The following is a 23,866-nucleotide window of genomic DNA, read 5'->3' as shown; positions in this document are numbered from 1 at the left end:
ACTTCTCCGCCTCAGAAGGAGCCCCCATGACCAGCACCCTCCCGGATGCCACCGCCCCGCGCACCCATGATTCCGGGCAGTTCGATGCTTTGGCTCAGGAAGCCATTGCCTTGGTCCGCCACTGGCTTACCGAAGCCAGCAAGATCCCCGTGGACGTGTCCGCGCAGCGCCTCGCCGGCGTCTTGAAGGACCCGAACGGCCTTGACTTCACTGTCGGATTCGTCGACGGCGTCATCCGCCCCGAGGACCTGTCCGTCGCCGGCCGGAAGCTGGCCGAGCTGGCTCCGAAGGTGCCGAAGTTCCTCCCGTGGTACATGCGCAGCGCTGTCCGCGTGGGTGGCGTCATGGCTCCGATCGTCCCGCAGCTTGTCATCCCGATCGCCCGCCGCGTGCTCCGCGAAATGGTGGGCCACCTGATCGTTGACGCCACCGACGCCAAGCTTGGCCCGGCCATCGCCAAGATCCGCCAGGACGGTGTTCACCTCAACGTGAACCTCCTGGGCGAAGCAGTTTTGGGCGAGCACGAAGCCCAGCGCCGCCTGGATGGCACGTTGAAGCTCCTTGCTCGTGAAGATGTGGACTACGTTTCCATCAAGGAATCCTCCACCGTGGCACCGCACTCCCCGTGGGCTTTCGACGAAGCCGTGGATCACGTCGTGGAGAAGCTCACCCCGCTCTACCGCCTCGCTGCCTCCTTCCCCAAGCCCAAGTTCATCAACCTGGACATGGAGGAATACAAGGACCTCAGCATGACCATCGCGGTGTTCAAGCGAATCCTTGACATGCCCGAATTCAAGAACCTCGAGGCCGGCATCGTCCTGCAGGCCTACCTGCCTGATGCTCTCGGTGCCATGCAGGAACTGCAGGAGTGGGCGTCTGCCCGACGTGCCCAGGGTGGCGCTCCCATCAAGGTCCGCGTGGTCAAGGGTGCCAACCTTCCCATGGAGCAGGTTGAAGCATCCCTGCACGATTGGCCGTTGGCTACCTGGGGCACCAAGCAGGACTCGGACACCAGCTACAAGAACGTCATCAACTACGCCCTCACCCCCGAGCACATCGATGCTGTTCGCATCGGCGTCGCCGGCCACAACCTGTTCGACGTAGCCTTCGCCTGGCTACTCGCCAAGGAACGAGGCGTAACGAAGGGCATTGAATTCGAAATGCTCCTGGGCATGGCAACGGGCCAGGCCACCGCGGTCCGCAAGGACGTTGGCAGCCTCCTGCTCTACACACCCGTGGTCCACCCGGGTGAGTTCGACGTCGCCATCGCTTACCTGATCCGCCGCCTCGAAGAGGGCGCCAGCCAGGAAAACTTCATGTCCGCAGTCTTTGAACTCAGCGAAAATGAAGCGCTGTTCAAGCGCGAGCAGCAGCGCTTCCTGGACTCCCTGGCCGGAATGACGGACGAGGTTCCGGGCCCCAACCGCAAGCAGGACCGCCGTCTCCCCGCCGAGCCCGCGCCGCTGGAGGGCTTCAGCAACACCCCGGACACGGACCCGGCGCTCCCGGCCAACCGTGCATGGGGCCGCGACATCCTCAAGCGCATCCCCGGTTCCACCGCCGGCAACAAGATCGTGGAGTCCACCAAGGTCTCCGACGCTGCCCAGCTGGATCGGATCATCGCCACCGCCGTTGACCACGGCAAGGCCTGGGGCGCCCGCCCCGCCGCCGAGCGCGCAGCCATCCTGCACCGCGCCGGCGAGGTCCTCGAGGCCCGCCGCGCTGAACTCCTGGAGGTCATGGCGTCCGAGACCGGCAAGACCATCGATCAAGGCGACCCCGAGGTCAGCGAAGCAATCGACTTCGCTCACTACTACGCCGAGCGCGCCAAAGACCTGGAAACGGTGGACGGCGCCAGGTTCGTCCCAGCCAACCTCACCGTGGTGACCCCTCCGTGGAACTTCCCGGTGGCGATCCCCGCAGGTTCGACGCTCGCAGCGCTCGCCTCGGGCTCCGCCGTCGTGATCAAACCTGCAAAGCAGGCCCGCCGCTCCGGTTCGGTCATGGTGGATGCCCTGTGGGAGGCTGGTGTGCCGCGCGAAGTGCTGGCACTCGTTCAGCTTGAAGAGCGCGAGCTCGGCACCCAGTTGGTCTCGCACCCCAGCGTTGACAGGGTCATCCTCACTGGTGGCTACGAAACGGCTGAGCTGTTCCGTTCCTTCCGTCAGGACCTGCCGCTGCTCGCGGAGACCTCCGGCAAGAACGCCATCATCGTCACCCCGAGTGCCGACCTGGACCTTGCCGCCAAGGACGTCGTGTACTCGGCCTTCGGCCACGCAGGCCAGAAGTGCTCGGCTGCCTCGCTGGTGATCCTGGTGGGCTCGGTGGCCAAGAGCGCCCGCTTCCACAATCAGCTGATCGACGCTGCCCGTTCGCTGACCGTCGGCTACCCGGAGAACGCCACCACGCAGATGGGGCCGATCATCGAACCGGCCAACGGCAAGCTCCTCAACGCCCTCACCACCCTGGGCGACGGCGAAACGTGGGCCGTCAAGCCCGAGCGCCTCGACGAAACCGGCCGCTTGTGGTCCCCGGGCATCCGCTCGGGCGTCAAGCGTGGCTCCTACTTCCACCTGACCGAGTTCTTCGGCCCGGTGCTCGGTGTCATGACCGCCGAGACCCTTGAAGAAGCCATCGCCATCCAGAACGAGATCGAGTACGGCCTCACCGCCGGCCTGCACTCCCTGGACTCCGCGGAAATGGGTATCTGGTTGGACAGCATCCAGGCCGGAAACCTGTACGTCAACCGCGGCATCACCGGTGCGATCGTCCAGCGCCAGCCATTCGGGGGATGGAAGAAGTCGGCCGTCGGTGCCGGAACCAAGGCCGGCGGACCGAACTACCTGATCGGCCTGGGCAGCTGGCTCCCCGCCGAGGCCAAGGCCAAGCGCGGCACCATGCTTCAGGGCGCTGCCGCACAGATCCTGACTGCAGCCAAGTCTGCTGAGGTGACCGCCGAGGAACTCCACACCCTCCAGCAGTCACTCTTCAGCGACGCAGCAGCGTGGGAATCCGAGTTCGGCACCGCGAAGGATGTTTCCGCCCTGTCGGCTGAGCGCAACGTCTTCCGCTACCGTTCCCTCCCCGTCACGGTCCGCCTCTCCGAAGGCGAGCGGCTCGCTGAGTTGCTCCGCGTCGTAGCAGCCGGTGCAGTGGCTGGCTCGAAGCTGACGGTGAGCTCCGCCGTCGTACTTCCCGACGCTGTGGTGAGCGTGTTCGCGAACCTGGGCGTCAGCGTCCGGATCGAGGACGACGCCGCCTGGCTGGCCCGGGCGGCACGGTTCGACGCCGGCCGGATCCGCCTGATCGGTGGCGACTTCGCCGCGCTGAGCGCAGCCATGGGTGGCCGTCCGGACGTGGCGGTCTACCACGGCGCTGTGACCCAGGCCGGCCGGATCGAGATGCTGCCGTTCCTCCGCGAGCAGGCCGTTTCCATCACCGCGCACCGTTTCGGCACCCCGAACCACCTCTCGGACCACCTGATCTAGCACGCGAGAACAGGTTGAAAGCCAACCCCTCTGCGATACTCACTTGCGCGGAGGGGTTGGCTTTCGGCTTTAAGCCTCCGCGTATCCCAGCCTCTGCAACCTTCGCCGGGCGGCCAGCTCACTGGGTCCGTGGGAGCCCAAGGCAAAGCGAACCATGCCCAGCACGGCCCGGGCAGCGGTGATGACGGGCAAAGGAACCGGACCCAAACCGGCACGGCGAATACCCAGCATTTCGCGATACTTGGGTTCAAGGCTTGCGACGGCGGCCGCGAACAGGATGGTGTAGCCGGGCTTGAGGAGTGGGCTTAGGGGCGGATAGCGGATAAAGGACACCGTCTGGGCGAGCCGCTCGTCGGCCCTGAGTATCCCGGAGGCGTACCACTGTTCGAGTTCGTCACGGACCTGAGCCTCAGTGAGCGGCGGGTCTACAACTCCCATGAGCCTCCCCGCGGCCGCCCATTCACGAACGTAGGCATCAGGACCGCCCGGGATGGGCCTTCCCCAGATGCGGTTGGCGGTGATGAAGGAATCCGCGTAGGTGACGTGAACCCAGCGGAGAAGCTCGGGATCGTTGGCGGCATACCCGCGCGTGACCCCGTTGCCGTCCACGTACGTCCCCCGGACGCGCTCATGGATCTTCCGCACACGGGCGGTGGCTGCCTCGGCGGCCTCCGTGGAACCGTACGTCACCGTGAAAATCCAGCGGACAGTGTTTGCCAACCGGCCAAGAGGGTCCTTCTGAAATCCCGAGTGCTCATAAACCCCTGCCAGAGCGCCGGGATGCAGGGCCTGCATCAGCAGGACCCTGATCCCGGCCACAATGGTAGCCACATGACCATGCACCGCCCAGACGGCCGATCCCGGAAGGTGATAGCCGGCGTCGTTCCCTTCAGCAAGGCGCGGTACCCACTCCGGAGGCGTGCCCGACGTCCCCGTGAACGTGCGCTGCAGCTCATGCCTATACTCCGTGAGGTAATTCCTCATAGATCCCATGAGACCTCGCTTTGGCTCGCCTGTACAGGGGAGATCAGCTGCGCACGCGTCGCCGTTTCGGTGCTGCCGCCACCAAGAGCGCGGCGATGGCGACGGCGGCACTCAGGATCAGGCCCGGACGGTACTGTTCCAGCATGGCTTGGGCGCTGACGGTTCCGGCGGCCTGACCGTGTCCGCTGACGAGGGCTGTGGTGACTGCCAAAACCGGTGCGGCGCCCACTTGGGTGCTCGTTTGTATCAGCCCGGCAGCCAGCCCCTGCTCGGAATCGCGAATGCCGGCAGTCGCCTGAGAATCAGTTGTGTGGCACCGAACTTTTCAATGAGGCGGTCCGCGAACGGCGCGCTGCCCATGACCAGCAAACCTGCCGGCAGTAGGGCAAGCGCCATTCCCAGCGGTGTCCAGCCCAGCACCGACTGCAGGTACATGGTGACGATGAACTGGAAGCTGAGGTAGGAGCCGAACAGCCCCACGGCGCTGAGGTTTGCCCTGGCCACCCAGCCTTCCTTGAGGATGCTGAAGCGGATCAGCGGATGCTTGACCTTGTTTTCGATCACCGCGAAGGCTGCCAGCACGGCGATGGACACTGCGAATCCGGCGATTGTTGCCACAGATCCCCAGCCCTGCTCCGGTGCTGAAACCAAGGTGTAGACCAGGCCAAGCATGCCCAGTGCGAGGGTAACGGCACCCCAGATATCGTGCCCGCTGTTCTCCGCTGAGGGCTTGTCCTTGGGGATGAATTTCATGCCCAGGAGGACAACCACCACCGCGATGGGAACCGAGACCAGGAACGTCCAACGCCAGCTCAGGCTGGTCATGAGGCCGCCCACCACCAGGCCCAGTGAGAAACCGCTGGCGCCGAACGTGGTGAAGATGGACAGCGCTTTATTGCGCTCGCGGCCTTCGGCGAAGTTGGTGGTGATGATGGAGAACCCGGTGGGTGCGGTGAATGCGGCGGCCAGTCCCTTGATGAAGCGCGTAGCGATCAGGATGGCGGGGTCGTCAACCAGCCCGCCCAGCAAGGACGCCGCGGCAAAGACGGTCAAAGCGATAAGGAAGATTCGACGGCGGCCCAACAGGTCCGCGAGTCGGCCGCCCAGGAGCAGGAGGCTCCCGTAACCAAGGACGTAGGCGGAGACGATCCACTGCAGGGAGTCGGTTCCGAGATTGAGTTCCTGCCCGATGGAGGGCAGCATGGCAACGCCGCGTGACCGTCAACTGCAGGACCGCCAATTGGTGGAGCAGTGGCGCAGCATCCAGAACTCCTACTTCCGCACCGCCGGAGCGATCGACCGCGCGCTCGAAGCCAAGTTCGACATTGGCCTCAACGAGTTCGAAATCCTGGACCTGGTGGCCGAGAGCGAAGAGTCCGCGTGCCGCATGAAGGCCTTGGGGGAGCGCACCCCCATGACCCAGAGTGCTGTGTCAAAGGTGGTGGATCGCCTGGAAAAAGCGGGCCTGGTGTCCCGCGAAACCTGCGCCGACGATCGCCGGTCCCTCTTCCTGGAATTGACCGAGGCGGGCCGCGCACTTCACGCCACTGCCGCCGTCGAACACCGCGCCCTGCTCAAGGAAAACCTGGGCTCCTAGCCGCAGAAGTCCAAGCTCAAGATTCTTGAGCCAAAACTGAGGCAACCTTTCGGTAGAAGGGACCCGGGAAGCCTTTATTTCTCCCCTGATACCCGCAACAATGGTGCTTGCACGCCAGGCTGGGGTTTGGTGCCGCTGGCTTTGGGGAGTGTTTTGTGGGCAAGCATCATGAATCAGACCGGGCAGTAGAACTGATCCGCACCGTAGGTTTCCACCGCGTTCTGATCGCAGGGAGCCTCGCGGTCCTCGCCTTCTTCGCGTTTGGCTTCCAACCCTTGAACGCTGTCTCCAGCAGTTCCGTGGGCGGAGCACTGGCGCAGGGGGTGGTGGAACCGACAGCCCTGGGCACCCTGGTGCCGCCGGAAGCCGAAACCCTGGTCATCGACCCCACCATGGAACCACCCCAGCAGGTTGCCGGTACGCCCATGGTCTACTTCGACCGCGCCATGATCCGCACAGTCAGCAAAGACGGCTCCACAGGCCTGACCGTTGCCTCCGCAGGGCTGTCACGACCCCCTGCAGGGAGCCTCTATTCGCCGCTTGAGGTCCTCAACAAGAGTTCGTCCTACGGCTACCGCTATAGCCCCTTGACGGGCCTGGCCGGAGAATTCCACTGGGGCCAGGATTACGCAGCCGCCTGCGGTACGCGTGTGTACGCTGCCGACGCCGGCGTGGTGCGGGCTGTCGGGTGGCACGTATGGGGCGGTGGGAACCGGGTTGAAATCGAGCACGGCAACGGCCTGGTCACCACCTACAACCACCTCCAGGCGATCGGCGTCACTCAAGGCCAATCGGTGCGGGTGGGCGAGGTCATTGCAGAGGTTGGGACCACCGGATGGTCCACCGGCTGCCATCTTCACTTTGAGACGATCGTCAACGGCCTTCATACTGATCCCGCCAACTGGACGCTGTTGCCCATCCGGCAGGTTGATGCGCTGCAAACCATCGCCATGGTGAACTACCAGCCCGGTGTTGGCACCGGCACCTCGGCAACACCGCAGTGGGCCGTTCCGGTGTCGGATGGCACCACCCGGGCCGTCATCGGTGGAGAGCACGAAAACGACGAACCCCTTCCGGTTCCACCCTCAGCTCCCTCGGGCACCACCCCGCCTGCCACCAACCCACCCAGCAGCCCTGGCGGTACCCAGACCACCCCGCCTGCCACCACGACGCCGGTTCAAACCACGACGCCCACGCCCTCACCTTCCGTGACGGCTACTCCGACGCCGACCGCCACCCCCACGCCGACCCCTACGGCTACAGTGACACCGACGCCGACCACCACTGCGACACCGACGCCGACTGCCTCCACAACACCATCGCCGTCAACCAGCGCGCCGGAAACCAACATAGTCCCGCCGGCTCCTGTGGCGCCGGCTCTGGTAGCACCCGCTCCGGCTGCACCGGCCCCCGTAGCGCCTGTTGTGGTGGAACCTGCGCCGGTGGTTGTGGCGCCAGTACCTGTTGCACCCGCGCCGGTAGTTACCCAGGCCGTTGCTCCAGTGGCTCCTGCCCCTCCGGTGGCTCCTGCACCCTCGCCTGTTGCAGTCCTCCCGACGTCGCTGCCGGCAGTAGTCCTGCCGCCCGGATACATTCTGATCGCCCCGGACCTGGTCCAGCGGCCGGACGGTGTGCTGGTGCCGTTGTCCTCGCTCATCCTTCCCACGCCCTAGGTTTCGCCACCCAAGCCGGCTCCCGTAAGCTCGATGGCGGCAATACCGCCAGACGACGTCGTCAGGAAGCGAATCCCATGACCAGCCTGTACAGCATTCCCCTCACCTTCAACGATGGCACCGAAGCAGACTTCGGCCGGTTCGAAGGCCAGGCGGTCCTGGTGGTAAACGTCGCTTCAGAGTGTGGCTTCACGCGCCAGTACGCAGGCCTCGAGGAGTTGTACGGCAAGTACCGCGGCCAGGGCTTGGAGATCCTGGGGGTGCCTTGCAACCAGTTTGGCGGGCAGGAGCCCGGCGCGGACCACGAGATCGCTGAATTCTGCGAACGGAACTTCGGTGTGTCCTTCCCGTTGACCAGCAAAGCCAACGTCCTGGGAAAGCAGCAACATCCCTTGTTCGCGGAGCTGACCCGGGACGAGGATGGGCAGTCGGCCAAGGTCAAGTGGAACTTCGAGAAGTTCGTCATAAACCGCAAGGGAGAACTTGTAGCAAGGTTCCCATCCGCAGTGGAGCCCGACTCCGAATACCTCATGAAAGCAGTGGAAGAGGCGCTGGCATAGACGCCGCTGATCCAGAAGGGAGAAAAGTAATTTTCCAACATTCCGCCGGATGTTAGCCAGTTGTTGGCTTGTTGTCTGGTTGGATTGGGACTACTGGATTGATACGGGAGAAGCCGTCTCCCACCAAACGCTAAGGCGAAGCTATGGAGCTCATCGAGGCCGAATACCCCAAACCAGGTCATGTGCTTTTGCACCTGAGCGATCTTCACCTGGTGGGTGGTCCGGGCACGCTCCACGGCTCGGTGGACAGCTCGGCCAGGCTCCGGGAGATCTGTGAGCAAATCATCGCCTCAAGGATCCGACCCGAGGCCATCATTTTCACCGGAGACCTTGCCGACAAAGGCGAGTTGGAAGCTTACGAGCACCTCCGCGAAATGATTGAACCCCTGTGTGCGTCACTTGGAGCCAAAGCTATTTGGGCCATGGGCAACCATGACAACCGGGCAAACTTCCGTTCAGCGTTCGCCGACGCCTCTGCAGCCAGCAAGCCCCAAGACCCCGTGGACCGCAGCTACTTCGTCAACGGGCTCCGCATCATCACCCTGGACACCACGGTCCCCGGCCACCACTACGGCGAACTGTCGGAATCGCAGCTGGAGTGGTTGGAAGCTGAATTGGCAACGCCGGCCCCGGACGGCACCATCCTGGCCCTCCACCACCCGCCCGTCCCATGCGTGCAGGACCTCGCCGTCCTGGTGGAGCTGCGTGGCCAAGCCGCACTGGCCGCCGTCGTGCGTAATACTGACGTCCGCGCCATCCTGGGCGGTCACCTGCATTACTCGACGACGGCGAGCTTCGCCGGCATCCCGGTATCGGTCGCCTCAGCTACGTGTTACACCCAGGACCTGGCGGTGCGCGCCGGCGGACAGCGCGGGCGCGACGGAGCGCAGTCGTACAACATGATCCATGTTTACGAGCACACGATCGTGCATTCAGTGGTCCCGATGTCCGGAGGAGTCACTGTAGGTGAGCCAGTGGATGCCGACGAGGTTCAGCGGCGCTTGGCCGAAGCCGGTATCCGCATTCCGCACGAGTCCCGGGTAGGGGCTCACACATCGCCGGGCACGCACACCTCTTCGCTTCCGATGGTTTCCTCCGGCCCTACTTCTCCCAAGGCGCCTTAACGGGGAAGTACTTCTCCAGGAAGTCGGTCACCAGGTCTGCGCGCTCGTTTGCTTCAACCTCGGGGAAGCTGCCGTCGTTGAGGCAGAAGAAGTCCATGTGGCGCTTTGCCAGGAGCTTGGGCAGATAGTGCAGCCCGGCCCACATGGTGGAGTCCACATACCTGACCTTTGCGCTGGTCTGCGTGACGGCGCGGCCCGTGAGCAGGGCGTAGTAGTGATAGAACGAGTTGGTCACGGAAATGTTGTCCGCGGCCCGGAACCGGCTACCTGCGGTCTTCGCGAACTCGGCCGGGAATTCCTTCTCCATTTGTGCCACCACACTCCTGCGCAGCGGCGCGGCCGTGTGCTCAAGGTGCCGGGTGGTGATTCGGCCAAAGCGCTCCCACAGCAACTTGCGGTTCACACGGGCTGCGTTCTCAAAACCGCTGCGTTCGGCGTCGTTCTCACCCAGGCCGATCCGGGTGTCGGCCTCGATGAACTTGGTGATGCCGCCGGGCGTGAAGAACATGTCAGGACCCACGGGACGGCCAAAGAACATGTCGTCGTTGGAGTACAGGAAGTGCTCCGAGAGGTCCTTGATGTGGTGCAGCTGGCATTCCACGGCCTGGGAATTGTGGGTAGGCAGAACTGAGGGGTCGGCAAAGAATTCCTCGCTCCGGACGATGGTCACCGAAGGGTGGTCGGCCAGCCATTCCGGTGCGGGGGAGTCCGTTGCGATGAAGATCCGCCGGATCCACGGAGCGAACATATGCACTGAGCGCAGCGCGTACTTCAGCTCGTTGATTTGCCGGAAACGGGCTTCGTGGTCATCGCCCTCGCCGAGGACGGCGTCGGCTTGCTGTGCGCGCCTCCTGGCGATGTACTCGGGGTCGCTGCCGTCCACCCACGAGAAAACGATGTCGATGTCGAAATCGATGTCGCTGGCGTGGTCCGCGAACATGTTTTCGATAGTGGGCCAGGACAGGCCATGCCTCTGAACCGTGCCTCGCACCGCGTCCTGACGCAACATGGTGCGGCGGGTCAGGGAGTTCTCCACAGGGAGTTCCAGGTGGTCGCCCTCGAACCTCCACAGCTCAAGCTGTACGCCCAGGGCGGGGCCGTACCAGAGACCGCCGCCGATCTCGACGCGCGGCCGGTACAGGCGGAAGATCCGGGCTTTCCGGTTTGCGGACAGCTCGCCATCTGCAACCAGCACCGAGGTCTTCTTTTTGGCATCCACGGTCATGGAGTAGAACGGCTCATTGCGGAAAGCCGAGACCAGTGCCTCCCGGACGTCCTTGCGGGACTCCCAGTCCACGGCAATGACGGGCCGCTCATCATTTCCGCGCACCAGGATGAAGTCGATACCGGCAGCGTCCAAAGCGGCCCGGACAGCCAGGAGATCGGACACCATGGCCTGTTGCGGGGTCAGGTCGTCGTTGACCAGGGCGTACCGCCCGCGGTGACGAACGACGTCGGACCTGTGCTTAAGATGCGCGACGACGGCAGGCGAGATTGCCTCAGCAATCGTGTCCTCTTCGATGGACGGGCTGCCGTGGTAAATCGGATCGACCTGTGCTTGTGTGATGGCTGTATCTCCGGGATCTTTGCGGTGCGGGTTGCTCTGAAACTCTACAACTATGATGCGCTGGAACTTAGATCGAAAGGGCCTCGCGCCAGCTGCGGAGGAATGCGCCGCCGGCGTCGTCGTGGATGACGTCGTCGGCCAGTTCAAGGTCGGCCGCCGTCAGGATGGTGTAGGGCTTGACGGGTATGCCATCTGCCGGCCGGACGTCCACGTGCTTCACATCGTGATCGTTGTGGTGAAGCCAGTCTGCCATGGCGTAGTCCGTACGGGAATCACCCACAGTCCTCCAGGAGAGCGGGGTGATGCCCTGGGCCGCCAGGAGTTCAACGGCCCGGCTGGCCCCGAGGTCCTTGCCCAGGCGGACGGATTCGATGTCCGTGGAGATGATGGTGGGGTCCAGGCGGTAGTCCGCAGTGTCATCGGACTCCGGTGCGTGGTGGTCCAGGATGGCGGCGTTGAGGCCGTGGCGTCCCATGATCTCCAGTGCATCGGCGTCGAAAAGCTTCTGCTCGGCCAGGTAGTCCTTGCTGGCCACGTCCACGTGCTGCTCCACCGAAACCATGGCGCGCTTCGTCTCATCGAAGAACATGTGCGCCGAGTAGTCCTCGGCAACAAGCCTGCGGATATCGTCCCCGTACGCTGCGGGCACGGCGAGCTGGTGGTCCACATGGATGGGACCGGGCCCTTCTGCGGTGTAGCTGAACCAGACGGCGCCCTTCTCGCAGATTGCGTGAATGACAGTGTCAGCCGGCATGCCCGCCGCAATCATGGGCTCCATGACCTGCTCGCTGATAAACGCATCCGAGCGCCCCGTGTTGAAGATGACCGGTATGCCCGCGGCAGCCAGGGCCACCATGTCCGCAATGATGTCCGGCTTGACGTCGCGCGTCACAGGGCTGGCGATGGGACCATCGACGTCCAGCAGCAGCGCCAGCGCGGGCGTCGCACGGGCAGCGGTCCGGTGAGTACCTTGGAGCGGTTGAGTCATGCCCCCATTCTGTCAGTCCCGGAGGTTCCCATCACAGCTATGACTTCTGTGACGCCATGCGAAGGTTAGTCACCTTTTGGCCACAACCTGCCTGTGCTGCGGGTCACAAGTTCCGTTAGCGCGGCATCTTCCATAGGCTTGCAGGGTGATCTTCAAAGCTGTGGGCGAGGGACGCCCGTACCCTGACCATGGATTCTCTGCGCCGCGGGACTGGGCTGCCCTGCCCCCGCGGCCCATCCGCCTCGATGAATTGGTGACCACCAAACGGACCTTGGACCTGGAGGCGCTGTTGGCTGAGGACTCAACGTTCTTCGGTGATTTGTTCCCGCACGTGGTCCAGTATCAAGGGGTCATGTACCTCGAAGACGGACTTCACAGGGCGGTCCGAACCGCGCTCCACCAAAGGACAGCCATTCACGCACGTGTATTGGTAATCGATGGCTAGCAAGGGCAGGCGTCCCAAAGATGTGACGCAACTCCATGGACACCGGGTAGTCACAGGGCCCGAACTTCGGGCGACCTTTGCCGAGGACGAGCTGGCGCACAAAGGCCGCTTCCGGCGGAGGCTGTTCCATGGAATCGTCCTTGTCCTGTTGGTGGGTGTCATAGCTGCCGGCGCGGTGGGTGCGTGGGCGATCATGAACGGCGTGGTCAAGGTTCCCAGCGCCATCGCCAGCAAAGCTCCCATTAGCCTGTGTCCCACCACCACGTTCGACTACGTCCCGAACGAGACCGTGACGCTCAACGTCTTCAATGCCACCTCACGCGGAGGGCTGGCCGGCACAGTGGCAGAACAGTTCACGGCCCGGGGCTACAAGGTGGCCTCGGTGGACAACAGCGATACCGCCTATTCGGGCATTGGCGTGGTGGTCTCGGGCGTCAAAGGCCAGGCCGCGGCGTTCAATATCCAGCGGAACCTTGCAGGAACGGATTACTTCGAGGACAACCGTGAGGACGAGTCCGTGGACGTGATCCTCACGCCAGGCTTCGAAGGTTTGGTGGAGCCACAGTTGGTGGACCAGACACCGGGCACGCTGGAGTGCCCGCGGGAGGACCTGCGGATCGCTGACAACTCCAAATGGCCCATTATTCCCACGCTTCCTGCAGGGCAGTAGTTAGCCCGCCAAGGCGTCGTGGGCTGGCGCTTCGAGCCTGACGGGCCTCCCGGCGTCGTCGAACCGGGCACCAGCGCCCAACTGAATGAAACGCACCGTTTGTGCCGTATGAAGTTCAACAGCTGAGTGAGGCTCGACGTCGGAGGCCGGCGACGGCGCGGGAGTCTCGCCGTCGGGCGTTCGGTTGCGGCGTGCGGCGCTGGCTGAGAGCGTTCCGAGAATGAGCCGCGCCAACTGCTCGACGTCGACGTCCGGCAGATAGCCCTGCCGTACTCCGTCCTGGAGGATGTCCTGCAACAGTACGTTGAGATCTCCCACGTGGTCGGCCAGCTTGGCGAAGGACCCGGGGGAGAGGACTGCAGCCATGGCCGGGCCAGGGGGCAGATGGCGTCGGCTGAGATCCTCCACCTGGGCGCGGACGTAAAGGGCAAGGCGGTCAACCGGGTTTTCCAGCGCGGCCAGTGAATCGCGGAGGTCCACAATGAAGCGCTCGGTCTCGTCCAAGGCATACGCGATGAGCAGTTGCTCCATGTCCGCGTAGTAGTTGTAGACAGCCGTGCGTCCCACGCCGGCGTGGCGCGCAACGTCGGTCATGGTGAGGCCGGGGAGTCCATGGGTGAAGAGGAGCTCTCCAAAGGCGGTGAGAATCCGACGTTGGGTCGCGGCGCGTTGGGCAGCATTCGTGGCGGCCGTGATCCTTGGCATACAGACACTTTACCGCGATCTGTCACTAAGAGCGGTGAAGCGTTGACATCAACTGTGTGCAGAAGCCTGTGCCGTGGTGCGGCGGAGGACCAGATGCGGTGTCCGGACCACGCTGCCCGGTGACTGTGTCCCCTCGATTCGGTCTACCGCCCGGCCAACGGCGGCGGCAGCAAGGAGCGGAGCGTCCTGGCTGACAGAGGACAATTGCACGTAACTTAGCCTGGCGAAGTGACTGTCGTCGTAACCGAGTATGGAGACATCCGCGGGAATGCTGATCCCCGCGGCCTTGAAGCTTTCCATTACTCCCAGCGCCTGCCTGTCATTGAAGGCGATGACAGCCGTGGGCAGATCCGTCTGAAGGATCTGCCCCGCACCCATGCCGTCCTCCTCGCCGGGGCCGCCTGGAATAATCACAGGTTGCAGGCCGTGCCGGATCATTTCGGTACAGTACGTCTCCCGACGTTTGTCCGACGAGACGGCAGAGCCACCGTCCACATGAACGATCCGTCGATGGCCAAGGCTCACCAGGTGGTCCACGGCTATCGAGATGCCGGCGTAATCATCACTGCTGACCGAGTCCACAGAATCGCCTACGTCGTCGCGTAGCAAGCTCACAACCGGCACTTGGCGGGCGTGCAGTGCCAGGTCTTCCGCGCTGAGGGTGGGAGCGATGATGATCAGCGCCTCCGCACCTACATCCAGCAAAGTCTCGATGGCGCGGGCCTCAGGCCTGCCGTTGGCCACTGCGCTCAGTGCTATTTCATAGCCTCTGGCCGAGGCCTCGGCATAGGCGGCATCCACGATTTCGGCATGAAAAGGCTGTGAACTGGAAAAGATGAGGCCCAGGAGTTTGGTTCGGCTGCTTCGCAGCAGCCTGGCCCGGGAGTCCGCGCGATATCCGAGTTGGCGGGCCGCCTCCAAGACTTTTTGCCGCGTTGATTCCGCCGCGCCGGGTGCACCCCGCATCACGATGGAAACAAGTGCGCGTGAGACACCGGCGGCCTCGGCTACGTCCATCAGGGTGGGGCGGCGCTGCAGTTCGGACATATTTTCCTCCAAGTGCGTTCAGTGTATAGAACGATCTAGACGCAGTGCGAATCGCATGCCACTATGGATCGACTAGAACGATCTAGAAGAATTTTTTAGGAGCAAGCATGGGTTACCTTCAGCATCCGGCCAGAGAAGACCGGCCGGTTCGTATTGGTCTGATTGGAGCGGGGTGGATTGGGACTTTCCACGCTGAATCCGTGGCGCAACGCATCCCCTCTGCCCGGCTTGAAGCAATCGCCGACCCCGCTCTTCCCGCCGTCGAGGCATTGGCGGGCCGCCTGGGTGTGGGCAAGATCAGCACCGACGCCGAGGATGTACTGAACGATCCGGACGTGGATGCTGTCCTCATCTCCGCTCCGGCGCGGTTTCATTCCGGGCTGATCGCGGCAGCAGCGCGGGCAGGTAAGCATGCCTTCTGTGAAAAGCCGGGAGGCCGAACGGTGGAAGAGCTTGATGCGGCCCTGGAAGCAGCACACGCCGCAGGCGTGGTTGTCCAGTTCGGTTTCAACCGCCGCTACGCGAATGACTTCGCTGCCGCCCGGCGACTCATCGATGCCGGCGCCGTAGGGACCCCGCAACTGCTTCGGTCCTTGACCCGCGATCCAGGCAGCCCGGACGGGATCGCCAACCCGGAGCGGATTCCGCCGGGCACCATCTTCCTTGAAACACTCATCCACGACTTCGACACCCTGAACTGGCTGAACCCGGGCGCTGTCCCTGTTCGCGTTCATGCTGTGGCTGACGCGCTGGTGGCTCCTGAAGCAAAGGAGGGTGGCCTGTTGGATACTGCCGTGGTCACTGTGACCTACAGCAACGGGGCCATTGCCGTGGCCGAGGCCAACTTCAACGCGCTTTACGGCTATGACGTGCGGGGAGAAGTTTTTGGCTCTGCCGGAATGGTGACGGCGGGAGGCCCCCAGGCCACCACGGCCACAAGCTACACCGCCGCCGGTATCAATGCGGACACCGTCCGCCTGAATGTTGACCTCTTCCATGATGCGTACACAGCCGAACTCGCCCACTTTGTGGAGTCGGTGAAGGCTGACCGCGACGGCATCCAGGCCTCCGCTGCTCCCAAAGCTCCCGGTGGAATCGATGCGCGGAACGCCCTTGCCGTGGCCCTTGCCGCCACCCGTTCAGCCCAAACCGGGTTGCCAGTTGATGTGGCAGATATTGCCGTCCTTAGCCCAGCGGAACCCGCGCTGCAAAGGGTGGGGGATAAAGCATGAGCTTCCGCCTGGCTGCCTGCGCTGAGATGCTCTACGGCGAACTGCCGTTGATAGAGCGTGTGAAGAGAATTCATGAGCAAGGCTTCGAGGTGGAGTTGTGGGACACCCGGGGAGGGGACATCCCGGCCCTGGCAGCAACGGGCGCCCGGTTCTCTTCGATGAGCGGCTACTTCGGCGGTAGCCTCACTGACCCCGGTAGCGCAGATGAAGTGCTGGCATCGGCGGAGAAACTGATTCCTGTCGCGCTTGAACTTGGTATCGAGCGCATGGTGGTCCACCCTGCAGAACTCGGAGAAGGCGGCAGGGCTGTCCGCCCCGTTCACCGGTCTACCGGCGAGATGTGGCTGACGGGCCGGAGCACGCTCGAACGTCTGGCGGCCTTGGGCGAGAAGCACGGTGTGGTCTTCGCCTTGGAAAACCTGAACACCGTCCTGGACCACCCCGGAATCCCTTTGGCACGCGCCAAAGACACCTTGGCGCTGGTGGCGGCGGTGAACCACCCCAACGTCAGGATGATGCTGGATCTCTATCACGCCCAAATTGGTGAGGGGAACCTCATTGAACTCGTCCGGGCCGCATTGCCTTGGGTAGGAGAAATACAGGTAGCCGACGTCCCCGGCCGCTGTGAACCCGGCACCGGGGAAATCAACTACACCGGTGTGGCATCAGCCCTGAAGAAGGCCGGATACGAGGGCGTGGTGGGTTTGGAGGCGAATGCCGCGGGAGGATCCGGCCTGGAAGCAGGGGACACCGCGCTGGCGGCCTTCCGTGCGGCCTTTGATAGCTAGCTGGGTGCGGCCGACGCATCCGTCCGAGATGACGGCGTGAGCTTTTGCGTTGACGCCCGCGGGCGCCAGTCCTCTGCGTCCGCGGGCCAAAACTCGCGTAGCATCAAGGAAAACCGGTCAACAGCAGCGCCGGCCAACAGCAGTTAGGGGGCGTCTTGCGCGCAACGGTCAAGGACGTAGCGCGCCGTGCGGGGGTCTCGCCCAAAACGGTTTCGAATGTGATGAATGGGATCGTGCCTGTCAGCGGCCCCACACGGCTCAGGGTTGAGCAGGCCATGGCTGAGCTGGATTACGTCCCCAACCTTTCGGCACGCGGACTGCGGAACGGGCGGTCAGGGGTTATTGGGCTGGCGTTGCCGGACCTGGCCACTCCGTTTTCCGCAGAGATTGCCCAAAGCATTGTGGAGATTGCCCACGAGCAAGGCTTTAGCGTGCAGATCGAGGAAACGGGCTCGGATCCACAGCGTGAGCAGGAGTTGATGACACGTGCGCGGGCCAACCTCATCGACGGCCTGATCCTCAATCCCGTGGTCCTGGATGAGAGTGCCGTGAAAGTTGGCATTGCACTGCCTCCTGTAGTCCTGCTCGGTGAGGTGTCCCAGCAGTTGGCTGACCGGGTGTTTGTGGACAGCTTCGCAGCCGCGCGGGACATGACCCTGGCGCTCGCCAGCTCCGGACGGCGGCGTATCGCCGTGCTGGGCACCACCCAGGGGCGCGGATCCGCGGCGGCCCTTCAGCGTACCCAGGGGTATGAAGCGGCTCTGGACAGCCTCGGGATTCCGCGCGATGAATCGCTGATGATCCCGTGCGAAAAGTGGACGCCGGAAACCGCCGCGAAAGCCCTGGGTGCTTATCTGGAAGCGAATCCCGTTCCCGAAGCATTGTTCTGCTTCACGGATTCCATGGCAATTGGTGCGCTGAACGTGCTCTGGAAGAGGGGCTTGCGGGTTCCGGAGGACATTGCGGTAGCGGGCTTTGATGACATAGCCGATGGCCGCTACGCCGTTCCTTCGCTGACCACGGTCTCTTTCGACAAGCGCACCATCGCCAGCGAGGCACTACGTCTGCTGACAGAGCGCATGGCGGACAGGGGCTCCGCGCAGCGCGTGGTCAGCGTTGAATACACCATCGTCGAACGGGACAGCACCCGCTCCTAGGGGGACGCTCCGCAAGGATGAGTCGAGAGTCATCCATCAAATTGTGCGCGCTAACAATTTTCTCTTGCCCTGCCTATTACATCGATGTAATGTGAGACCTGCGTCACCCTTGGGCCAACCTTAACTTCAGAGCGGGGACGCGCCGGAGCCGGAATTCCATGCAGTAGCAGTGCAGCAACGCACTCCAGTAAACGCACCACAGCAGTGACCTTTCAGCGGACCCATCCAAAGGAGTGACGGGTGAAGCAGTTTGAATCTTTGACCGGGAAACAGTTGTCCCGGAGACAATTAATGACAGGGTCAGCCCTCCTTGGCGGCGGCCTCCTGGCGGCAGGCCTCACGGGCTGCGGAGGTGCAGCACAGGCCGCGGCGGTTCAGGACATCGGGTTTTGGCACCTCCTTTCCGGCGGTGACGGCATCAAGATGCAGGCCATGATCAACGCCGCCAACCAGGCCAATCCAGGATTCAAGGTGCACCCCACCGTGCTTGCCTGGGGTCCGCCGTACTACACCAAACTGGCCATGGCATCGGCGGGAGGTCGCCCACCGGAGGTGGCCATCATGCACGCCAGCCGGGTTCCCGGGTATGCGCCAGGTGGACTCATTGAGCCGTGGGACCTGGACCTGCTTGCAGAGAATGGCGTGACGGCCTCCGATTTCGCCCCCAGGATCTGGGAAAAGAGCCAGCACAACGGCAAGGTCTTCTCCATCGCACTGGACTCCCACCCGTTCGTGATGTTCTACAACACGGATATAGCAGGAAAAGCGGGCGTACTGGCTGCCAACGGTCAGCTTCAGGAGGTCAGCTCGCCGGACGAGTTCAAAGCCATGGCCTTGGAAATGCAGAAGGTTACCAAGGCCCATGGCCTGTCCTTCGGCTACCTTGGCAGTGGTTCGCAGATGTGGAGGCTGTTCTACACCCTCTACAAGCAGCACGGCGTTGACATGGAACTGACACCGGGTCAGCCCATGAAGGTGGACCGGGAAGCGGCTATTGAGTCGCTGGAATTCATGGCGTCCCTCTTTGACGACACCATCGCAGCCCAGGCCGGGGATATCAGCACGGGCATCGCGGAGTTTGCCCGCGGAGGATCGGGCATGCTGTTCAGCGGTGTGTGGGAGCTGCCCACCATGAAAAAAGCCGGCATCCCCGTCGATGCGGCCACCATACCCACCCTCTACGGAACACCCGCGTCCTACGCGGACTCACACTCCTTTGTCCTCCCGCGCCAACTGAAGCTCAACGAGGACAAGCGCAGGGACGTCTACAAATTCGTCACCGATGTGCTCAAAGGATCGCTGTCCTGGGCTGAAGCCGGACACATCCCCGGCTATCAGCCCGTGGTCCAGTCACAGGCCTACCGCGAGCTCACGCCCCAGATTCACTACGCCAACGCGGCGGACATCATCGCCTACGATCCCGAATCCTGGTTCAGCGGTTCGGGCTCGGACTGGCAAACCTACTTCGCGGAGAACGTCCAGAACGTCCTTCTTGGAAGGGACAAGGCAGCTGCAGGATGGGATGCCTTCGAACAACGCACCAACACCCTCCTCTCCCGCCCCAACCCGGTTTAACCGGCCCCGTACCGAGCGACCAAAGGAGTTCTTGAATGAGTACCTCTACGCTGTCCCGGCCCAGGCCGGAGAATCTACGCAAACCCGGCAGCCGCACCCGAAGCAACCTGAGCGGCTGGGGATTCGCCGCTCCGTTCCTTGTTTTCTTTCTTGCTTTCCTGGTCTGGCCCATTCTCTACGGCTTCTACATGAGCCTCACGGGCAAGTCCCTCACTGGAGCGAACGACAGCCTCATCGGCTTCGCGAACTACGCCGAAGCTCTGGCCGACGCCGATATGTGGCGTTCCTTGGGCAACACCCTCTACTTCACGGTGATCAGCACCGTCCCATTGGTCCTCGTCGCGCTGGTCATGGCCGCGTTGCTCAATATCGGGCTACCCGCGCAGTGGCTGTGGCGCCTGTCCTACTTTGCGCCCTATCTCTTGGCATCAACCGTGGTGAGCCTGTTCTTCACCTGGATGTACAACCCTCAACTAGGCCTGATCAACGAGTTCCTCACGGGCATCGGCCTCCCCAGGGTTGCTTGGCTCAATGATCCCAACGTAGCTATGTGGGCGATCGTCATCGCCACTCTCTGGTGGACCGTGGGCTTCAACTTCCTGCTGTACCTGGCCGCGATGCAGAATATTCCGGCCCAACACTATGAGGCAGCATCGCTGGACGGTGCGGGCGCGTGGCGTCAATTCTTCTCCATCACCCTGCCGCAGCTCACTCCCACCACGGTGATGATTGTGCTGTTGCAGATCCTGGCGTCACTGAAGATTTTCGATCAGGTGTACCAGATGACCGCGGGTGGCCCCGGTGGATCCACCCGGCCAGTGGTCCAGTACATCTTTGAAACCGGGTTCACCGGTTACCGGCTGGGTTACTCGGCAGCCATCTCCTACATCTTCTTCGGACTGATCGTGGTCATCTCGGTCATGCAGTTCGTCATCACCCGCCGCAGGAGTGCATAACCATGGCAACCCCTACCCTGACCCGTCCCGCACCACATGCCACAACCGCAGATAGCCTCACAATCCGCCAGCCGCGCAAGAAGCTGACGGTCGGCAGGATCGCCGCCATCGTCGTTGCTGCCTTCATCGCAGTGCTGTGGCTGATTCCCTTCGCATGGGCCACGGCCACCGCTTTCAAAACCGAAACGGACGCCGCAGCTCCGGACGTGACCTGGCTGCCGCCGTCGGGATTTACACCCGAAGCGTTCGTGAAGGTGTTCCAGGACGGCAACATCCCGCTGTGGACCTGGAACTCGCTCTACACATCCGCGGCCATTACGGCCATCACACTGGTGATCTCGGCACTGGTGGCCTACGCGCTTTCCAGGATCGACTTCAGGGGCAAGAAGGTGCTGATGACCGTGATCATCGCGTCCATCATCATCCCGCCGCCCGTGTTGATCATTCCGCTGTTCTACCAAATGCTGGCGCTGAACCTGATCGATACCTCGTGGGCCATCATCCTGCCGCAGGTCATCCACCCCGCCATGGTGTTCGTGCTCAAGAAATTCTTCGACCAGATCCCGCGCGAACTCGAAGAAGCGGCCGTCATGGACGGTGCCAGCCGCTTGCGGATCTTCACCCAGATCATCCTGCCGTTGTCCCGGCCCATCCTGGCCGCCGTCGCGATCTTCGTGTTCATCGGCGCGTGGAACAACTTCCTGTGGCCGTTCATCGCCACCAACGACGGCAACCTCCTGACACTCCCGGTCGGATTGCAGACCATCAAGAGCGCCTACGGCATCCAGTACGCGCAGAACATGGCGTCCGCATTGCTCGCGGCGCTCCCGCTCATCCTCGTCTTCCTGTTCTTCCAGCGCCAAATCATCAAAGGCGTCGCGACGACGGGACTCGCCGGAACCTGACCGGCACCTTCCACTTATCAACAGTTTCGATACACAACCAAGGAGATACATGTCCCGCGCACGCATCACCCTCGACCGCGACTTCACCATTGGCGAGGTACCCCGACGACTTTTCGGCTCCTTCGTGGAGCACATGGGCCGCTGTGTTTACACCGGAATCTACGAGCCCGGCCACCCGGAGGCCGACCAGAACGGTTTCCGCCAGGACGTCATGAAGCTCGTGAAGGAACTTGGCGCCACGGTGATCCGGTACCCCGGCGGCAACTTCGTCTCCGGCTACAACTGGGAAGACGGGATCGGCCCCGTGGAAAACCGGCCGCGCCGCCTGGACGGGGCCTGGCACACCGTGGAGACCAATGCATTCGGCCTGCACGAGTTTGTGGACTGGTCCAAGCAGGCCGGCACGGAAATCATGGAAGCCATCAACCTGGGCACCAGGGGAGTGGACGCTGCCCGCGAGATCGTGGAGTACGCCAACCACCCCGGCGGAACTTACCTGTCCGACCTCCGCGCCAAGAACGGCCACAAGGACCCGTTCAACATCAAGCTTTGGTGCCTGGGCAACGAGCTGGACGGGCCGTGGCAGATCGGCCACAAGACCGCCGACGAGTACGGACGCCTGGCACAGGAAGCCGCCAAGGCCATGCGGTTCGTTGACCCCACGCTGGAGTTGGTGGCCTGCGGCAGTTCCAGCTCTTCGATGCCGACTTTCGGCGCGTGGGAGCAGACCGTCCTCACCCACACCTACGACGAAGTGGACTATGTTTCCCTCCATGCCTACTACCAGGAGCACGACGGCGACGTCGGCAGCTTCCTGGCCTCCGCCGTCGACACCGATTACTTCATCGAGTCAGTGATCGCCACCGCGGATGCCGTGCGCGCGAAGGGCAAGCACAAGAAGCACATCAACCTGTCCTTCGATGAGTGGAACGTTTGGTACCAGCGAGGCCTGGACACCGAGGACCAGCCGCACAACGTGGCCAAGGCAGGCTGGCGGGAGCACCCCCGCGTGATCGAGGACAAATATAACGTCACCGATGCCGTGGTGGTAGGGACGCTGCTCAATTCGCTGCTCCGCCACGGTGACCGCGTGAAGATCGCCAACCAGGCACAGCTGGTTAACGTCATTGCGCCGATCCTTTCGGAGGAGAACGGTCCTGCCTGGAAGCAGACCATTTTCCACCCGTTCGCACGGATGGCTGAGCTCGCCAAGGGCCAGATCCTGCGGCTCGCGGTGGACTCGGACAAGTACTCGAATGCGCGGTTTGGCGACACAGACCTGGTGGACGTCAGCGCCACGTGGAATGAGGAAACGGGCCGGGTGGCACTGTTCTTCGCCAACCGCGGGCTGGAGGAAGCTGCGGACGTGGAGGTTGCCTTGCGCGGTTTCGATGCCCGGCAGGTGCTCCGCGCAGAGGTCCTGGAGATCCCCGCGGGTGGCGACCGCTTCACCATCAACAGCCAGGACCAGCAGGGCCGTGTTGGCCTGACGGCTCTGGAAGGTGTGAAGGCGACTGGCTCCGAACTGCGCCTGACGCTACCCGCATTGTCCTGGGCCGTCGTCGAGCTTGATGTGGTGAAAGGCTAGCCGGGTTAACGCACGACGGCGGGTGGCTGGCTAGATTGCGCAGCCGTCAGGGCCGCAGGCCTCGGCGTCGGAAGCGCCTACCGGGATGAGCGGATTGGCTTCCTGCCACGCCTGGTTCAGGGCCTGGCTGAAAAGATCGGCAGGCTGGGCGCCGGAGATGCCGTACTTGCGATCGATCACGAAGAACGGGACGCCGGTGACGCCAATAGCGCGGGCCTCGTTGATGTCCTGATTGACCTCATCCGCGTACTTGTCCGAGGTGAAGAGCTCAGCCACTTCATCTTCCGGGAGGTCCAGCGCGGCACCGAGTTCCGTGAGGTACTCCTTGCTGCCGATGTCCTTGCCGTGCTCAAAGTGATCGCTGAGGAGCTGTTCCTTGGCGGCATCCTGGCGTCCGTGGGCAGCGGCAAGGTGGATGAGCCGGTGGGCGGTGAAGCTGTTGGCCACCACCACCTTTTCGAAGTGGTAGTCCAGGCCCTCGCCCTTGGCGGTCTCCGTGACGTGAGCGAACATTTGCTTGACCTGCTCGGGAGCCATGCCTTTGCGCTTGCTCAGGTAGTCCAGCTCCGTGCCGTCATAGTGCTCCGGGATTGAGGGGTCCAGCTGGTAGCTCTTCCACTCAATGTCCACGGAATCGCGGTGCGGGAACTGTGCCAAGGCGGTCTCGAAACGGCGTTTGCCGATGTAGCACCACGGGCACGCGACGTCTGACCAGATCTCAATCTTCATGCTCTCTGCAACCCTGAGCGCCGCCCGCGCATTCCATACCCGGCTGTTATTTTCCTCACCCGTTGTTGTTGCAGGCCGAGGCAAATAG

At 63.1% G+C, this 23,866-nt stretch carries 22 protein-coding genes; 14 read left to right on the top strand and 8 right to left on the bottom strand.

Going from position 1 to position 23,866, the window contains the following annotated elements; all coding sequences use genetic code 11:
- Positions 1 to 26 precede the first annotated feature (26 nt).
- Positions 27 to 3,488 carry a bifunctional proline dehydrogenase/L-glutamate gamma-semialdehyde dehydrogenase gene (locus MOD31_RS01255; protein ID WP_250819656.1) on the top strand — a complete coding sequence of 1,154 codons (3,462 nt, stop codon included), beginning with the start codon at positions 27 to 29 and terminating at the stop codon, positions 3,486 to 3,488.
- 69 nt (positions 3,489 to 3,557) lie between these two features.
- Here MOD31_RS01255 and MOD31_RS01250 read toward each other — a convergent pair whose 3' ends face one another.
- Genes MOD31_RS01250 through MOD31_RS01240 form a run of 3 tightly spaced genes read right to left on the bottom strand, consistent with a single transcriptional unit; the run spans position 3,558 to position 5,675 of the window.
- Complete coding sequence (locus MOD31_RS01250) at positions 3,558 to 4,481, bottom strand: oxygenase MpaB family protein (RefSeq protein WP_142936748.1); 924 nt, start codon at positions 4,479 to 4,481, stop codon at positions 3,558 to 3,560.
- Between the two features lie 34 nt (positions 4,482 to 4,515).
- The gene (locus MOD31_RS01245; protein WP_250819655.1) at positions 4,516 to 4,701 is read right to left on the bottom strand and encodes a hypothetical protein; all 186 of its coding nucleotides are present in this window, start codon (positions 4,699 to 4,701) and stop codon (positions 4,516 to 4,518) included.
- A gap of 17 nt (positions 4,702 to 4,718) precedes the next feature.
- The gene (locus tag MOD31_RS01240) at positions 4,719 to 5,675 is read right to left on the bottom strand and encodes an MFS transporter (RefSeq protein WP_250819654.1); all 957 of its coding nucleotides are present in this window, start codon (positions 5,673 to 5,675) and stop codon (positions 4,719 to 4,721) included.
- Between MOD31_RS01240 and MOD31_RS01235 the strand changes: the two genes are divergently transcribed.
- The 4 genes from MOD31_RS01235 (at position 5,674) to MOD31_RS01220 (ending at position 9,426) form a co-directional block, all read left to right on the top strand.
- Positions 5,674 to 6,069, top strand: coding sequence for a MarR family winged helix-turn-helix transcriptional regulator (locus tag MOD31_RS01235; protein WP_250819653.1), 396 nt, complete (start codon positions 5,674 to 5,676; stop codon positions 6,067 to 6,069). The two genes, MOD31_RS01240 and MOD31_RS01235, sit on opposite strands and share 2 nt — an antisense overlap.
- 155 nt (positions 6,070 to 6,224) lie before the next feature.
- Positions 6,225 to 7,742 (top strand): M23 family metallopeptidase, encoded by a 1,518-nt coding sequence (locus tag MOD31_RS01230; protein WP_250819652.1) that lies wholly within the window; start codon positions 6,225 to 6,227, stop codon positions 7,740 to 7,742.
- 77 nt (positions 7,743 to 7,819) lie between these two features.
- On the top strand, positions 7,820 to 8,302 hold the full coding sequence (locus MOD31_RS01225) for a glutathione peroxidase (protein ID WP_166841323.1): 483 nt from the start codon (positions 7,820 to 7,822) through the stop codon (positions 8,300 to 8,302).
- Between the two features lie 143 nt (positions 8,303 to 8,445).
- Positions 8,446 to 9,426 carry a phosphodiesterase gene (locus MOD31_RS01220; RefSeq protein WP_166841324.1) on the top strand — a complete coding sequence of 327 codons (981 nt, stop codon included), beginning with the start codon at positions 8,446 to 8,448 and terminating at the stop codon, positions 9,424 to 9,426.
- Here the strand turns inward: MOD31_RS01220 and MOD31_RS01215 are convergent.
- Entirely contained in the window at positions 9,404 to 10,819 is a 1,416-nt protein-coding gene (locus MOD31_RS01215; protein WP_142937104.1) for a stealth family protein, read from the bottom strand. The two genes, MOD31_RS01220 and MOD31_RS01215, sit on opposite strands and share 23 nt — an antisense overlap.
- A 241-nt stretch (positions 10,820 to 11,060) precedes the next feature.
- A complete protein-coding gene (locus MOD31_RS01210) occupies positions 11,061 to 11,981 on the bottom strand; it encodes a hypothetical protein (protein ID WP_166841325.1) in 921 nt (306 codons plus the stop codon).
- A gap of 145 nt (positions 11,982 to 12,126) precedes the next feature.
- On the opposite strand from MOD31_RS01210, the gene MOD31_RS01205 reads away from it, so the two are divergent.
- Both MOD31_RS01205 and MOD31_RS01200 read left to right on the top strand, forming a co-directional pair.
- Positions 12,127 to 12,426 carry a type II toxin-antitoxin system VapB family antitoxin gene (locus MOD31_RS01205; RefSeq protein ID WP_024819465.1) on the top strand — a complete coding sequence of 100 codons (300 nt, stop codon included), beginning with the start codon at positions 12,127 to 12,129 and terminating at the stop codon, positions 12,424 to 12,426.
- A 22-nt stretch (positions 12,427 to 12,448) separates the two neighbouring features.
- Positions 12,449 to 13,096 carry a LytR C-terminal domain-containing protein gene (locus tag MOD31_RS01200; protein ID WP_142936742.1) on the top strand — a complete coding sequence of 216 codons (648 nt, stop codon included), beginning with the start codon at positions 12,449 to 12,451 and terminating at the stop codon, positions 13,094 to 13,096.
- Here MOD31_RS01200 and MOD31_RS01195 read toward each other — a convergent pair whose 3' ends face one another.
- Both MOD31_RS01195 and MOD31_RS01190 read right to left on the bottom strand, forming a co-directional pair.
- On the bottom strand, positions 13,097 to 13,801 hold the full coding sequence (locus MOD31_RS01195) for a TetR/AcrR family transcriptional regulator (protein WP_166841326.1): 705 nt from the start codon (positions 13,799 to 13,801) through the stop codon (positions 13,097 to 13,099). It lies immediately after the preceding gene.
- 48 nt (positions 13,802 to 13,849) lie between these two features.
- Positions 13,850 to 14,848, bottom strand: a complete 999-nt coding sequence (locus tag MOD31_RS01190) for a LacI family DNA-binding transcriptional regulator (RefSeq protein WP_250819651.1) — start codon at positions 14,846 to 14,848, stop codon at positions 13,850 to 13,852.
- A 107-nt stretch (positions 14,849 to 14,955) separates the two neighbouring features.
- Here MOD31_RS01190 and MOD31_RS01185 point away from each other — a divergent pair, with 107 nt between their 5' ends.
- The 7 genes from MOD31_RS01185 to MOD31_RS01155 all read left to right on the top strand — a co-directional run bounded on the left by MOD31_RS01185 (position 14,956) and on the right by MOD31_RS01155 (position 23,049).
- Entirely contained in the window at positions 14,956 to 16,080 is a 1,125-nt protein-coding gene (locus MOD31_RS01185; protein ID WP_250819650.1) for a Gfo/Idh/MocA family oxidoreductase, read from the top strand.
- Positions 16,077 to 16,868 (top strand): TIM barrel protein, encoded by a 792-nt coding sequence (locus MOD31_RS01180; protein WP_250819649.1) that lies wholly within the window; start codon positions 16,077 to 16,079, stop codon positions 16,866 to 16,868. The genes MOD31_RS01185 and MOD31_RS01180 overlap by 4 nt, the downstream gene beginning before the upstream one ends.
- A 155-nt stretch (positions 16,869 to 17,023) precedes the next feature.
- Entirely contained in the window at positions 17,024 to 18,025 is a 1,002-nt protein-coding gene (locus tag MOD31_RS01175) for a LacI family DNA-binding transcriptional regulator (RefSeq protein WP_166841329.1), read from the top strand.
- Positions 18,026 to 18,265: 240 nt separating this feature from the next.
- Positions 18,266 to 19,600 (top strand): extracellular solute-binding protein, encoded by a 1,335-nt coding sequence (locus MOD31_RS01170; RefSeq protein ID WP_250819648.1) that lies wholly within the window; start codon positions 18,266 to 18,268, stop codon positions 19,598 to 19,600.
- Between the two features lie 35 nt (positions 19,601 to 19,635).
- The gene (locus MOD31_RS01165; protein WP_142936735.1) at positions 19,636 to 20,556 is read left to right on the top strand and encodes a carbohydrate ABC transporter permease; all 921 of its coding nucleotides are present in this window, start codon (positions 19,636 to 19,638) and stop codon (positions 20,554 to 20,556) included.
- Positions 20,557 to 20,558: 2 nt separating this feature from the next.
- Positions 20,559 to 21,461, top strand: coding sequence for a carbohydrate ABC transporter permease (locus MOD31_RS01160; protein ID WP_142936734.1), 903 nt, complete (start codon positions 20,559 to 20,561; stop codon positions 21,459 to 21,461).
- Positions 21,462 to 21,510: 49 nt separating this feature from the next.
- A complete protein-coding gene (locus MOD31_RS01155; RefSeq protein ID WP_250819647.1) occupies positions 21,511 to 23,049 on the top strand; it encodes an alpha-N-arabinofuranosidase in 1,539 nt (512 codons plus the stop codon).
- Between the two features lie 30 nt (positions 23,050 to 23,079).
- Here MOD31_RS01155 and MOD31_RS01150 read toward each other — a convergent pair whose 3' ends face one another.
- Complete coding sequence (locus tag MOD31_RS01150; protein WP_166841332.1) at positions 23,080 to 23,778, bottom strand: DsbA family protein; 699 nt, start codon at positions 23,776 to 23,778, stop codon at positions 23,080 to 23,082.
- Positions 23,779 to 23,866: the final 88 nt, after the last annotated feature.

The sequence above is a fragment of the Paenarthrobacter sp. TYUT067 genome, from assembly GCF_023656375.1.
Lineage (GTDB): Bacteria > Actinomycetota > Actinomycetes > Actinomycetales > Micrococcaceae > Arthrobacter.
Note: the sequence above shows the minus strand (reverse complement) of the source record. Positions and strands in the feature narration are given on the sequence as shown.

What these genes read in the sequence shown, in the direction of transcription:
- MOD31_RS01255 (WP_250819656.1), top strand. Translation starts at nt 27, where the DNA reads ATGACCAGCACCCTCCCGGATGCCACCGCCCCGCGCACCCATGATTCC.
- MOD31_RS01250 (WP_142936748.1), bottom strand. Translation starts at nt 4,481, where the DNA reads ATGGGATCTATGAGGAATTACCTCACGGAGTATAGGCATGAGCTGCAG.
- MOD31_RS01235 (WP_250819653.1), top strand. Translation starts at nt 5,674, where the DNA reads ATGGCAACGCCGCGTGACCGTCAACTGCAGGACCGCCAATTGGTGGAG.
- MOD31_RS01240 (WP_250819654.1), bottom strand. Translation starts at nt 5,675, where the DNA reads ATGCTGCCCTCCATCGGGCAGGAACTCAATCTCGGAACCGACTCCCTG.
- MOD31_RS01225 (WP_166841323.1), top strand. Translation starts at nt 7,820, where the DNA reads ATGACCAGCCTGTACAGCATTCCCCTCACCTTCAACGATGGCACCGAA.
- MOD31_RS01220 (WP_166841324.1), top strand. Translation starts at nt 8,446, where the DNA reads ATGGAGCTCATCGAGGCCGAATACCCCAAACCAGGTCATGTGCTTTTG.
- MOD31_RS01215 (WP_142937104.1), bottom strand. Translation starts at nt 10,819, where the DNA reads ATGGTGTCCGATCTCCTGGCTGTCCGGGCCGCTTTGGACGCTGCCGGT.
- MOD31_RS01210 (WP_166841325.1), bottom strand. Translation starts at nt 11,981, where the DNA reads ATGACTCAACCGCTCCAAGGTACTCACCGGACCGCTGCCCGTGCGACG.
- MOD31_RS01195 (WP_166841326.1), bottom strand. Translation starts at nt 13,801, where the DNA reads ATGCCAAGGATCACGGCCGCCACGAATGCTGCCCAACGCGCCGCGACC.
- MOD31_RS01190 (WP_250819651.1), bottom strand. Translation starts at nt 14,848, where the DNA reads ATGTCCGAACTGCAGCGCCGCCCCACCCTGATGGACGTAGCCGAGGCC.
- MOD31_RS01185 (WP_250819650.1), top strand. Translation starts at nt 14,956, where the DNA reads ATGGGTTACCTTCAGCATCCGGCCAGAGAAGACCGGCCGGTTCGTATT.
- MOD31_RS01180 (WP_250819649.1), top strand. Translation starts at nt 16,077, where the DNA reads ATGAGCTTCCGCCTGGCTGCCTGCGCTGAGATGCTCTACGGCGAACTG.
- MOD31_RS01165 (WP_142936735.1), top strand. Translation starts at nt 19,636, where the DNA reads ATGAGTACCTCTACGCTGTCCCGGCCCAGGCCGGAGAATCTACGCAAA.
- MOD31_RS01160 (WP_142936734.1), top strand. Translation starts at nt 20,559, where the DNA reads ATGGCAACCCCTACCCTGACCCGTCCCGCACCACATGCCACAACCGCA.
- MOD31_RS01155 (WP_250819647.1), top strand. Translation starts at nt 21,511, where the DNA reads ATGTCCCGCGCACGCATCACCCTCGACCGCGACTTCACCATTGGCGAG.
- MOD31_RS01150 (WP_166841332.1), bottom strand. Translation starts at nt 23,778, where the DNA reads ATGAAGATTGAGATCTGGTCAGACGTCGCGTGCCCGTGGTGCTACATC.